Below are 12,318 nucleotides of genomic sequence, written 5' to 3'. Positions count from 1 at the left end.
GCATCGGTCACCGCAACAAGGTGCTGACGCTCGTCGTAGCGGTACCAGGTGCTCTTGCCCGAGCAGTCCTGATAACGCTCGACCTGGGCCAGGGTATTCCACCACAGGTACTTGGACTTGTAAGTCGCATCGATGATGGTATGCGGCAGGCCGTCATCGCTGTTCAGGTACTCGGTCATCTGGCCGAGGGCATCGAATTCGGCGAGCAGGTTGCCCTTGTCGTCGTAGCGCGCTCGCCAGGTGCTGCCGTCCGGATAGCTGACCTGGGTCACCAACGTGGTCAGGTGGTGATATTCGTAGGTGGTCTTGCGGCCCAGCGGGTCGGTTTCTTCTAGCAGGCGGGCGTATTCATCGTACTTGAAGGCGAGCCGGTTGCCGTCCGGCAAGTCCAGGCCGGTCATGTTGCCCTGTTCGTCCAGCTCGATGGCGTAGCGTTCACCACCGTAGTCACGGCTGGCGAGCACGCGATGATCGGCGTTGTACTGCACTTCCAGCTCGCGGCCGAGCACGTCGGTGGCCCAGCTGGTGCGGGCGTCGAGGTCGTAGCGGAAGTGGTAGTGCTCGCCATCGCTGGTCCAGTGCTCGACCACGCGCGGCTTGTCGCCGAGGGTTTCCCAACGGTAGTGACAGCCCAGGCCCAGCGCGTTGCTGTGGGTCACCATCAGGCCTTCGGCGTAGCTGAAGCTGCGCACCGTGTCGCCGTTGCGGTTGATCACCGCGCTCAGTTGGCCGTGTTCGTCGTAGCGGTACTGGGTGAGCGTTTCCACCGCTTCGTTGTTCACCACGCGCTTGATGTCGGTCAGGCGACCCAGCGGGTTGTCGTAGTGCAGGTGCACGCGGGTACCGCCGGTGGCGCTGATGTCGGTCAGCGTACCATCGGGCGTGCGGGTGAAATGCAGGAAGTGGCCGAGGGCGTTTTCGATGCGTTGCAGTGGCACTTCGCTGTTGGTGTCTGGCACTTCGCCGAAATAGAAGAACAGGTTGTCGAGGGTTTGCAGGATGTAGTGGCCGCCCTCGGTGCATACCAGGTACACCTGTTCGTGCGGGTTGTAGATGCGCTGGCCCGGTTGCAGGGTCACGAACGGGATTTCGCGGCCCTGGTTGTCGGTGAGGTAGATGAACGAGCCCTGGCGGCGCAGGCTCTGCTCCCAAGGCAGCACCCAGCCGCGACCGAGCACGCTATCGACAGTCAGGTCGCTGGCGTAGAAGCGTGACCACTCGATCGGCATCAGGCCAGGCAGGCTGAAGTCGATTTCGTCGGGGATCAGTTTGCGGCCGGTGGTGAGGTCGACCGGGTTGCCGACCAGGCCGCCGATGGCCCTGCGGGCGACGGGTTCGACCACGTAGCGGCTGGCCACCTCGCCGGCGACGAAGCCGGCGGTGAACTTCAGGGCGCAAGGCATGACGGCTTTCATGCCGGCCTGGGTACCCGCCTTGATCAACTGCGCGATACCACCCGCGGCACCGGCGATGGCCATCAGCACATCCACGGTGGTGCGCAGCCACTCCGGGATCTCGTCATCCACTGGCAGATAGCGGTAGGTGCCACCGCCGATGATGACGTTGTCCGACCCACCGGAAATGGTCGCGCCGCAGGTCAGCTTGTCGCCCTTGCGTGCAGCCGCGACGCTGTTGATGAAGACATTGGTCGAGCCTTCGGCGATCTGCACCGGGCCAGGGTGCTTGTCGCAGGCACCGATGCTTTTTTCGACGCGGGCGGCCTTGCGGCTGTTGATGAATACGTTGGGTGAGGCAGTGGTTATCGTCCCTGAGGGGGACGAGAACATACTGCCTATCGCCTCTCCGGCGGCGGTCAGCAAGCTGCCTCCGATGCCGGCTGCGAGGCCGGCCAGCAAGGCCACGCCGAACCCGCAGGTGAAGGTGGCGATGGCCACCGTGGCCACCAGCGCGATGCCCAGGGCTGCCCCGATCAGGAAGCCCCCCAGCGCGCTGGTGTGCGATATCTCGTCGCCGAACCTGGCCGCTTCGAACATGAGGGATTACTCCTGTTCGCCGGACTCGGCGCTGGTTACGGACGGGGCTCGCGGCGTGAAGCTGGCCAGCAAGTTGTCCCAGTCCTGGTTCTGCTGGGCACTGAAGTCGGCCTGTGCGGTGGTGGAAAAGATCAGGGCACGCCCGGGGCTGATGATGAAAGCGGCCTGGCGCTGATACAGCGGGCGGCCCTGGTTCATGTAGTAGGCGTCGATCTGGATGCCGGCAATGGGTGCGGTAGCCGAGAGCGAGACGGCCTTGTTGCCCATGCGGGTGTAACCACGCAGCTTGGAGGTGAGCATCTTCACCTGGCGATCGACATAGGCCTGCAACGCTTCGTCCGGCAGCAAGGTGTCACGCGAGATGGTGATGCTCAACGGTGCTGGAACACTAGCACCCAAGACGAACATGTTGACCGTGCGGTCCTCGAAACCTGCCGGCAGCGCGATGCCGCCTTCCTGCAACTCGTAATCCATGCGATGAAAATTCCTGATAGCGAAAAAATCGGAGTTCAGCCCTGCGCGAAGCCATCGAGCATGCGGTCGAACTCGGCCAGCCACTGGCTCAGGCCCGGCTTGCTTGGGTCGATCACGCTGGAAATATCCAGCCATTGCAGCGACTCGCTGCCGGTGATGGGCACCAGCGCGCCGATCAGGCGACCGTGCCGGGGCTCGTGGCCAGCATTGAAGTGGAAATCCAGGACCTTGGCCGGGTTGCCAGCCAGGTGGGAATCACGTTGACGAATCACGCGCAGTTGCGGGTTCAATTCGCGCAAGGCCTGGATCGCGCCCTCGAACAATTGCTCCAGCGGTTGCCTGGCGCGTACATCACGGCGGCGGATGCTGAGGCTGATCGGCTCGCCTTCATGCTCGATGGTGGTCTGGATGTCGCGAAAGCGAAAGCCGATCGGAAACTGCAAAGTGAAACCTGCGAAGGTGAAACCGCTGCCCACATCCTGCAACGCGGCTGGCACCGGTTCCGGCTCGGGCACAGGCTCAGGCACATGAGAGGCTTCCGCCAACCTGGCCAGCCGCGCAGCCTCCTCTTGCGCTTCGCGCCTGGCAGAGATGCGGTCGTAGATCGAGGGCTTGTACATGAACCTTGCCTCAGTCGTTGATCCGCACCGCGGCGCCAGTGATCTGGGTGGTGTCGGTGCTGGTGGTCACGATGACCTTGCCTTTGATCTCGATACCTTCCGGGGTCAGCGTGATGCTGCTGTCGCCCACCTGCAGAATGATGTGCTGCTTGGCGGCCACCTGTATGAACTGGTTGTCGACCTGCAGGGTATAGGAACCTTCGGTCACTTGCACCACGGTGTCTTTCTTGACCGTTTCGGTGTGCGTGCCACCTACTGTAATCGTGCGGTTGTTCCCCACATCATGGGTCTCATCCAGCTCGATCTCGGTATCCATGTTGCGCTCGGCATGCATGATGATCTGCTCGGCGCCGGCCTTGTCCTCGAAGCGGAAGAAGTTGGCGGTTCCGCCGTCGCCCTTCATCGACCGGGTCAGGAAGCCACTCTGGGTCTTGTTCGCCGGCAGCGACCATGGCGGGGTGTTGGTGCTGTTGTACAGGCTGCCCATGATCAGCGGCCGGTCGGGGTTGCCGTCGAGGAACACCACCACCACTTCGTCGCCTACACGTGGGATCTGGATGCTGCCGAAGCCACCGCTGGCACCGGACTGGGCGACGCGTACCCAGCACGAGCTGTGGTCGTTGTACTTGCCATTGCGGTCCCAGTGGAACTGGATCTTCACCCGGCCCAGTTCGTCGGTGAAGATCTCCTCACCCGGTGGGCCGACGATGATCGCGGTCTGCGGGCCGGCGATGGTCGGCTTGGGCGTGCTCAGCTGCGGGCGGAACGGGATCTTCTTGCGCACGCAACTGAAGGTGTTGAAGTAGCTGGCCTGCTGGCCGGTAAGGTAGTTGTTGTGGCCTTCGCTTTCCACGCTCATCAGCAGGAACTGGCGGTCTTCTACCGGGCCCTGGTCGTGGATGTAGTGCTGCAGCAGCTCGAAGGTGTAGCCCGGCTTCATGGCCCGACAGTTACTGGCACCTTCGAACTTCTTGCCGCGCAGCTCCAGCGCCTCGATGCGCAGGCGCAGCAGGGTTTCGCCCTCGTCGTAGGTGCCGTGGGTGTACTGGCCGGGGAAGTCGTAGATCTCGAAGTTCTCGACATCGCCCTGCTTGTTCACGCTGTTCAGTGCCACCGGCAGGCGGTTGTTGGGCTGGCGGTAGTCGAAGGTCTGCGTGGCCATCTTGCCGGACTGCAACTGGCGGTTGCCGCTCCACTGGGTGATGGAGTCGGCAGTCTCGGTGACCGAGGCGCTGTGGAAGCGGATTTGCGGTTGCTCGGGGATGTCCACCAGCGTGCTGGAGTCATCGCAGATGATCATGGTGTGGCCTTCGGCGGTGTGCTCGAAGTAGTAGAACATCCCCTCTTCCTCCAGCAGGCGCTGGACGAAGTTGAAGTCGGTTTCACGGTACTGGGTGATGTAGGTGTAGCGCTTCTGCGGACGGGTCAGGCGGAACTCGTGACGAGAGAACGCCGGGCACAGGGCGAACACTTCGGTAACCACTTCCTCGACCGTGTTGCCCTGGAAGATCCGCGTGTCGAAGCGGTTCTTCAGCATCGAGAACCACGGGTTGAGGGTTGCGGTATAACACGCCATGCCGCCGTCGCTGCCAATGCTGGCAAAGCGTGTGAGGTAGCCGGTTATGTAGCGCGGGCCGCCTTCGGCCAGTTCGATCTCGATGCTGACATGCTGGCCCATCATGGATTTGAGCGGCACGCCGGAGTCTTCGCAGACCAGCAGCAGTTCGTAGTTGAACGCCCGCGACAGGGCTTCGGTGCCCTTGAAGGTTTCCAGCAGCAGTTCCTGCTCGGGGTTGGCCAGGTTGTGAAACTTGAACAGGCGGCGGTTCTGCGGCGACAACAGCGCGGAGGCCAGGTCCATGATCATGCGAAATCTCCTTGAAAACACGGCCAGCACGCGCTTGCGATGCTCAGCTGCAACCCTGATCTTGCGGGCGTATTCTGCATGCGCGCATAACGCGCGTGCTCTGCGGAATCATGCGACTGCCTGCAGAAAGGAAAGTGCCATCATGCATTGAAATTAATGCGACATGGTTCACATTCCCGAATGCCAGGCAGGCAGAAAGGCCCAAAGGAAACACCGGCAAAAGCTGCCCTGTCAACTCACTACAGGCCTTGAAAAACCGGGCAATACCGCCCTGCAAGGCAATGTCATATCGCCATCTTTGATATTCCTCACTGGCGCCCGGAAGCGCCCCGGCTATCGCCGAACGGCCCGTCGCAGAAGGTCCTTGAGATGTCGATCAGAGCCCATGCCTGACAGCTCCAACTCGAACTGTCTCGCTACCTGACGCATCAGCTCCACTGGCGGAGAAAAATGTTTCATAACGTGGATTGGTTCAAATTTTTCGCCACTGGCCAATTCCGGCAAATGGCCATCGCGAACGCGGTCGTAATGGCACTTGCGGGACGCGGCCAGCCACAAAACCGTGCAGCGATACTCAATTGCCATCATTGCCGCGCACGCCTGTCATGAGAACAATGGGCTCTCCGCCGGACTTCGCCCCCATCCTGAGGTCTGACGCGACATGCTGCGCTCGCCGCCGAGCGCCGCCACTTCCATGGACAGTGAAGCGAAAATGGATCTTTTAGCCAACATCCCCAGTTGGGGAGACATCGAACGCAATCTCGAGCAGAAATTCAGCGAGCTCAACCAGAGCGTCGACAGCGGCCTGAACAGCGCCCATGAAGCCTGGGACGGTTTCAGCCGGCGAGTGAGCAATGGCGCCAACCAGGCCTATGGCTACCTCGGTGGCCAGCGTATCGACAACGTGCGCCAGGCCATGGCCCTGTCCTACCCGATCATTCAGGACAACCTCAAGCGCAAGTGGTCCTCGATAGGTATCGAGCAAATCCTGCCGGTGCTGCTGCAACTGGTCAAAGAGGTTTCGATGATCCTTGGTGGCAGCGTGGCGGTCGGTACACTGGCCGGCGGCGTGGCCGGGGCGTTCGCGTTCGGTGTTGGCGCGGCACCTGGGGCCGTGGCCGGCGCCGGCATTGGCCTGCAGGTCGGCAACCTGATCCTCATGGGCCTGGGGCTGTCCGCCATCGCCGAGTATTTTTATCAGGGCCTGCCGGCCTGCCTGTCGACCCTTCAGCAAGGCATGGCCACGGCCTGGTTCGCCGAGGATGGCCTCAAGCCTGCTGGCCTGGACCCGAGCGGCGGTTCCGCAGCGCAGGCCCAGGAGCGTATCGAGCGTGCGGCGCGCCAACTGGCCCGCGGCCAGGAGCAACTGGTGTTGCTGCTGCTGACGGCCATTGTCACCTACCTGACCCGCGGGCAGATAAAGGCGGGCATTCTGAGGAATATGGAAACGCCTGCCATACGCAGTGCCCGGCTGCAGGCGGAAATGTCCAACAAGCAACTGGCCGCCTGGCTGGCAAAAAACGAGCAAAAGCTGCTGGCACATACTGAACTTCAAGCACGTGACGCCACACCATTCAAGCGTGCAGAAACTGAACCACTACCTGCCAACGAACGCTCTCGCGAGCTATCGCAGAAGGCTGTTGAGCCGCCAAAACCCAAATACAAACCTGGATTCACCGAAGAAGATATTCTTGCAATCGCCAAAGGCGAAAGGCCCGACCCCACCACTTATCTAGACCCAGATTATGTCGCGCAACACTTGGCCCAATTCGAAAATGGCGCCTCACGCTTCATGACCCAGACCAACCTTGAGAAATACGGCATCGCACAGAGAGATGGTACGTCGTTCATCATGCCAGGCCACGAAGCAACCGAACTACTTGCCAAGACAGCAGGTGACAAGCGCGCGTTGGAGCAAGCCCTTGGCTTGCCTGAGAATTTTCTTGATACCAATGCACTGGTCCGGGTAGACATCCCTGATCCGAAGCAGTTGAATCTACGGATTCCATCAGGAAATGAAGCCGGTGCTAACGAATTCTGGATCCCTGGTGGCAAGCTACCTGACGGCAACAGTGAAGCCGTCATAGACGCGGCGGGTATTGCCGCCAAGATGTTCAATACCGCTCCCCTTTTTTGAAGGCCCCCTATGAAATTCAAAGATCTTTTCATCAGTCGTCAGCACATGTACTCAATCGGCATCGAAGAAGACGCTGGTCAGTATTACGTTTCGTTCCCCGTCAGCAACGGCATGGTTGACTACGAAGAATATTACGCCATCGCTCCAGCTACATTTGATGCCTTCATGGATGACCCTGATTCGGCGCTGGCTTTCGTGATAAAATGCCGCAAAAGACAACTCGATGAATTACTAATCATCAAGCCGGGAAAAAATCGGGGCACGGCCATCTAGTGCCACATAGATAAATGCTGACGAAATACGACATTGCATGAACGTTTGACCCTACCAACAAATGAGTGGCGCCCTCTTACGCTGCGGTGAAGTGGTGCAGTACCTTACCCCAATCAGGACTGACCATGAACACCGAAACACTCAAGCAGAAATTACTCAAGCTTCGCTTGATCATCGACAGCCTGAAGGCGCAAGACCCTGCCGCGATGAAGCTGAGCGTCGAACTGGAGCCACTGCTGAAAGCCGCAGACCAATAGCCCCATGCCTCCAAGTGAACACGGCCAAGAATCAAACACATATCGATACAACTCATGCACATCACGTGGACCGAAATCCATTCCGTGGAACGACGCAAATAACCTGTACCGGAAATAACCTTTTCAAACTAATATGAGCAGGTGAGAAATGAAACCAGCCACACCACTGGAGTATGTAGATAAAGCAATTGCGCTGGCGATTGACCGAAAAAAGCGCATTCCTGGCTTTACGATTTACGCGAGTATAGTCGACCAGTTAAAGTACATCAGGGCAGTTTTCGACGATACCGAAAAAGATAAATCCAAGCTGCACAGGCTAACGATTGGAGCTATTGCATCGAAGGAATTCGAGGAAAATGACCCGGAGTTGGCCAAGGTATTGAAGGACGCTTACTACGTGGCCATTCAGTCGGCCCGCGGCTTGACGATTCAACTACCTGATTGAACTCGGCCACTAGCGAGTTCATACCTTGGTTGATTACGAAGAGTATTATTGGATCGAACAGGCACCGTTCGATGCCTAGCTGCAGCGGCCGAGCACCACCCCTGCGATGGTCAGCAAGAGCCGGAAACGCCAGATGGACCATGAGTTGATCTACCCGCCAAGCGCCAATCGAGGTCGAGCGCGCAAGACCCTCAATGCGCCACGCTATGGCATCCAAAAACATCGCGGGTAGAATTGCCGACGAGCTTTACGATGAAGCCAAGTGGTGGGTCATCCGCAAGCTGCGCCCCGACGGGATAGACTTGCCTACCTGGCCAAGCGCCCTCAGGCTGCCATCGATGCCCTCATTGCCATCGCCCCCACGTTCAACCTGCCCAAGCTCTGCGAATGAATACACGCTCCTCACAAATGTCACCCGGGCTTACGCCTCTCAAGATGAGGCTGCTGGCCGTCGCCATGTTCATCGCATTGCTCCTGGTAGGGGCCGTCTCGCTTTATGCCTATACCAACTACCTGTTCCCGCTGTTCGGCAGGCTGCTTCGTGGCGCTCCGGTCGTGGAAACACCGTACCTCGCGTTCGGCCTGCTCATGGCTCCACCGGCACTCGCCATCCTGCTCGTTGGCAGTGCGATCTGCGCCTGGACCGGCAAGAAGTTCGACCCGCCCCCTGCATCCTGGCTGCACCGCTTCCAGACGTTGATGTTCGGGATATCGATTAAAACACTGATCTATGTAGTACCTGCAGTGATGGTTCTGACTACGGGGGCTTTGCTGGCCAGGGGTTACACGCCCTGCTCGAAGCTGCTGATATCGGGTTCTGCCTGGCAGTTGTTCTGGGTCAATGATGACCGGGTGTGCTTCAAGCCGGATCACTACATCAACGACAACTGGCCATGCAAGGTTATCGACGGCAAGGACGTTTGCGTCCAGGTCGATGGGCGGTAAGTTGCCTACCTTGGTCAGGCTCAAAGCGAGTACGGCGGAAAACCGAAAAGGTAACAGTTGATAAGCAGCAGCGATTTGGAGACGGGGCGTACAGCGGCGCCCCTCCGGTCTACGCACACTCAGGCATTAAATGGACAAAGACACACTGAAAATTACAGCCAGAGCGCTTCGCGAAAAACTTGAAATTCTCAAGGACCAGAATCCTGACGCCATGACCATGCTCAACCTACTTCGCGACCTTCTGTTGAAATCTGAGAACGGTGAAATCCACGCACCTTTAGAGGCGCGAGACATCTCCTGGTATCGTTCTCTACAGGAAACAAACTTACAAGACGACCATGAACTTAGCGAGGCTTTTGCCAAATTCTATATGGCGTTAATCAATGGACAAGAATGGAGTTCATTTAAAAAATTCCAGGCTAAAAGTAACACACGCGAAAGGCACGGCACCCAGCGCTGCGCCCCACACTAGAGCGGCCGATCGCCAACGCCTGAACAAAAGGTGCTATCACTCACTGCCAGATAGCAGCTCGTCCATTTCATCCCCCTGAGGCGCGAGTTCAAACAACCGGCTTGCCAGTTCACAAATGTGCCGCGACCAGGCAACCTTGGCCACCCACTCCGGCGGCATGCCCGACACCCCATACAAGGCGCCGGCGATCTGCCCTGCCGTCGCCGCCACGCTGTCGGCATCATCGGCAAGGTTGGCAGCCAACAGAATCGCATCCCTGAAATTGTCCGTATTCCACACAGCCCAGAGCGCTGCTTCCAAGGTATCGACCACATACCCTGACGAGCGAATTTGCTCACGGGTTTTGTGCTTGTACTCCCCGGCATTGATGATCAAGGCCCGGGGCTGCAAGGGGCGCACCTTCGGCGACAACGCCTCTTCCTTGTCCGCGCCATTGAGCGCCAGATGCAGCTGTGCCCCGAACAACTTGCAGCACTCCGAGACCTCGATCGCGCGATGGGTCACGCTGCTCTGCGTCACACTCTCCCACCAGGTTGCCGACAGCGAGTGGCGTCTGAAAATGGCCGTAGGCGCGAGCCGTATCAACGAACCATTGCCCGCTGTCGAGGCTTCGAGATTGCCCATCCACGCAAGCCCTTGGGCCTCCCACCCTTCCAGGGCTCGGCGGGTGACATTGCCGATGTCGAAGCAGCGGCCATTGGCGCTATTTTCACCCTGCCGGTACCAGCGCACCATGGCATCGGCAAAGGTCGCGAAATCGAACTTGCCTTGGCTTGCGTAGGTGCCTGCCAGGCACAGGGCCATGCTGGTATCGTCGGTCCACTCACCCGACGCGAGGCGGAACGGCCCACCGCCGACCATGTCGCTGACCTGCCCCTGATCGCGGCGCTGGAACTCCAGAGTGGTGCCTACCGCATCGCCAATCGCCAGTCCCAACAGTGCCCCCTGCGCGCGGTCTAGCGCCTGGCCTGGTGTCAAGGTGCAGGATCGGTCGTTCAGCCAGGCGGGCTTTGTCCGCAGCAGCCTTGGTGCGTCGGGCTCCGGCATGTAGGCCATGCGCTGTTGCAATTGCGGCGATAGTTCGGGGAGCAAATCGGCGTAACGCTTTGCGTAGTCGCTCAGGATTGCATCCGGGCTTCTCAGGTCGATCATGCTGATTCCTTGCAGTAGGTTGCTCTCGTCCATGCGCTCATTTTGCTTGAGCTGCACTACCCCGGCAATGACCCGAGCAAGCCGCCGACCATGAGGATGGCACCGGCTACGCCGGTGTTCGCGGGTGAACCCGCTCCCACAGGGGCCGTGCAGGCTTCACGGTTTTGGCTGAGGCAATTGTTGCTGCAGGCAGGGCACAAACCCTGGGGCCGGCGCTGTTCCTGTGGGAGCGGGCGCGCCCGCGAACACCGGCGCAGCCGGTGCCATCCACCGCGTCGCCTGCTTCGCGGGCGTGCCCGCTCCCACAGTGATCGCGCACGTTTTCAAGGTTTTTAGCGAGACCGTTGCCTCTGCTGGTGCGGCATTGGCCCGGGGGCCGACGCTATTTCCGAGGGGGCGCGCGAGCTTTCAAAAGTCACTATCCAAACGGATGGATCGCGCTTGATAACACCCTTTCCACGCGGCACATTCCGTCGCATTGCCATCATCCTGAGGCGTCTCGCCAATACCTCCGCGAGAAAGCGGTCAGCGCAAAAAATGAGACCGGATTCACTTTTTGCAAAAAACTTTTGCCAAGGATTTTTATCGCATTCCCGCCCCTCGCACACCCACGTTTTCGGGCCTGAACCCTTATTTCCCGCGTCCGAAACCCCCAATCAATATCACGACGCTATCATTGCGTCACATCACAAAACAGGGAAAAAATCGCCCCCCTCGCGGGAACTTCTTCAGCAGCGAGGTGCCCTACTCGGCATTGCTGGCAACACGATATTCATGTGCCAGCACTCAAGTTTGCCGCCGTCGAGAGGCGCAATTTCAGGTCCACGCCATTGGCGTTTCAGGACGATCAAGCAGGCACATGGACGATGCACCGATGACACAGACATTCGATGTCGAAGCACTGATCAAGCTGCGTAGCCAGACGCGGGCGATCTCCGATGCGCTGAAGGCGCAGGCGGCGGATTACCTCGCCACCGTGGCACCGCTGATCCGTCCGCAAACCCTGTTTGGCGAATACCTGCAAGGCGCCCAGCGCAGCAGCGGGCGCGAAACCCAGGGCCACTTCCAGGCCCTGGTCGAACTCTACGAACGTATCGGCTCGGCCGCGCCGTTCCAGTTGGTCACCGAGCTGGAAGTACCGCTGAACCTGATCAGCACCACCCCCGAACTGTTCCCGCTGGAATACGACAAGGCCCTGGAGCACAGCGGCCAGGTCATCCGCATCACCAGCCCGACCCGCTGGGTGGTGGGCTTCCACGCCTTCGACCTGGCGCGGTTTCGCAACGTCATCAAAGACCCCAACCGCAGCAGCGCCGAGCTGTACCGCTTCGTGGTGCACTACCTGGTGCTGTTCTACTGCCTGAGCAAGTCGCCTGGCCTTGGCCGGCTGTTCGAGGGCCTGCGCTACAGCCTGAGCTTCGAGCGCCTGAAGGGCTTTGGCGACCTGCCGTTCTGCGTCATCAGCTCGCCGGTGCGCTCTGAACTGCCCGACGATTCGGTCATCCGCAGCAGCACGCAGATTGCCGGCAACACCAGCTTCGAAGAACTGGTGGGCCGCGACAACATCCTGGAAATGAACGACGAAATCCGTCAGCGCCTGCTGCTGACGATCGAAGGACTGTAACGCGCTGCGCCCGGTCACGGGCCGCGCATTGTTTCGCAGCGAATTGCTCGCACTGGAG

Annotated in this window: 12 protein-coding genes; 7 read left to right on the top strand and 5 right to left on the bottom strand. The window is 59.7% G+C overall.

Going from position 1 to position 12,318, the window contains the following annotated elements:
* The 4 genes from ACLCGK_RS16445 to tssI all read right to left on the bottom strand — a co-directional run.
* On the bottom strand, positions 1 to 1,994 hold a 1,994-nt coding region (locus ACLCGK_RS16445; RefSeq protein WP_410952429.1), incomplete at its 3' end, for a DUF6531 domain-containing protein.
* A gap of 6 nt (positions 1,995 to 2,000) precedes the next feature.
* A complete protein-coding gene (locus tag ACLCGK_RS16440) occupies positions 2,001 to 2,468 on the bottom strand; it encodes a DcrB-related protein (protein ID WP_003260502.1) in 468 nt (155 codons plus the stop codon).
* A gap of 35 nt (positions 2,469 to 2,503) precedes the next feature.
* Complete coding sequence (locus tag ACLCGK_RS16435; protein WP_410952428.1) at positions 2,504 to 3,088, bottom strand: hypothetical protein; 585 nt, start codon at positions 3,086 to 3,088, stop codon at positions 2,504 to 2,506.
* Positions 3,089 to 3,098: 10 nt separating this feature from the next.
* Positions 3,099 to 4,955 carry a type VI secretion system tip protein TssI/VgrG gene (gene tssI, locus ACLCGK_RS16430; RefSeq protein WP_410952427.1) on the bottom strand — a complete coding sequence of 619 codons (1,857 nt, stop codon included), beginning with the start codon at positions 4,953 to 4,955 and terminating at the stop codon, positions 3,099 to 3,101.
* A 712-nt stretch (positions 4,956 to 5,667) separates the two neighbouring features.
* On the opposite strand from tssI, the gene ACLCGK_RS16425 reads away from it, so the two are divergent.
* The 6 genes from ACLCGK_RS16425 (at position 5,668) to ACLCGK_RS16400 (ending at position 9,484) form a co-directional block, all read left to right on the top strand.
* The gene (locus ACLCGK_RS16425; protein ID WP_410952432.1) at positions 5,668 to 7,092 is read left to right on the top strand and encodes a DUF6861 domain-containing protein; all 1,425 of its coding nucleotides are present in this window, start codon (positions 5,668 to 5,670) and stop codon (positions 7,090 to 7,092) included.
* A gap of 9 nt (positions 7,093 to 7,101) precedes the next feature.
* Positions 7,102 to 7,365, top strand: coding sequence for a hypothetical protein (locus ACLCGK_RS16420; protein ID WP_020190029.1), 264 nt, complete (start codon positions 7,102 to 7,104; stop codon positions 7,363 to 7,365).
* A gap of 125 nt (positions 7,366 to 7,490) precedes the next feature.
* Positions 7,491 to 7,622: a hypothetical protein gene (locus ACLCGK_RS16415; RefSeq protein WP_410952426.1), complete on the top strand. Its 132-nt coding sequence runs from the start codon at positions 7,491 to 7,493 to the stop codon at positions 7,620 to 7,622.
* Positions 7,623 to 7,770: 148 nt separating this feature from the next.
* Positions 7,771 to 8,067, top strand: coding sequence for an immunity protein Tsi6 family protein (locus ACLCGK_RS16410; protein WP_410952425.1), 297 nt, complete (start codon positions 7,771 to 7,773; stop codon positions 8,065 to 8,067).
* 435 nt (positions 8,068 to 8,502) lie between these two features.
* Complete coding sequence (locus ACLCGK_RS16405) at positions 8,503 to 9,012, top strand: hypothetical protein (RefSeq protein ID WP_410952431.1); 510 nt, start codon at positions 8,503 to 8,505, stop codon at positions 9,010 to 9,012.
* Between the two features lie 130 nt (positions 9,013 to 9,142).
* Positions 9,143 to 9,484, top strand: a complete 342-nt coding sequence (locus tag ACLCGK_RS16400; protein ID WP_410952424.1) for a hypothetical protein — start codon at positions 9,143 to 9,145, stop codon at positions 9,482 to 9,484.
* 36 nt (positions 9,485 to 9,520) lie between these two features.
* On the opposite strand, the gene tri1 is transcribed toward ACLCGK_RS16400, so the two are convergent.
* Entirely contained in the window at positions 9,521 to 10,636 is a 1,116-nt protein-coding gene (gene tri1, locus ACLCGK_RS16395; RefSeq protein WP_410952423.1) for an ADP-ribosylarginine hydrolase Tri1, read from the bottom strand.
* Positions 10,637 to 11,510: 874 nt separating this feature from the next.
* Between tri1 and ACLCGK_RS16390 the strand changes: the two genes are divergently transcribed.
* On the top strand, positions 11,511 to 12,260 hold the full coding sequence (locus ACLCGK_RS16390) for a hypothetical protein (RefSeq protein ID WP_024087178.1): 750 nt from the start codon (positions 11,511 to 11,513) through the stop codon (positions 12,258 to 12,260).
* Positions 12,261 to 12,318: the final 58 nt, after the last annotated feature.

The sequence above is a fragment of the Pseudomonas sp. S1(2024) genome, assembly GCF_046557535.1.
This window is presented reverse-complemented; position numbering and strand designations above follow the sequence as displayed.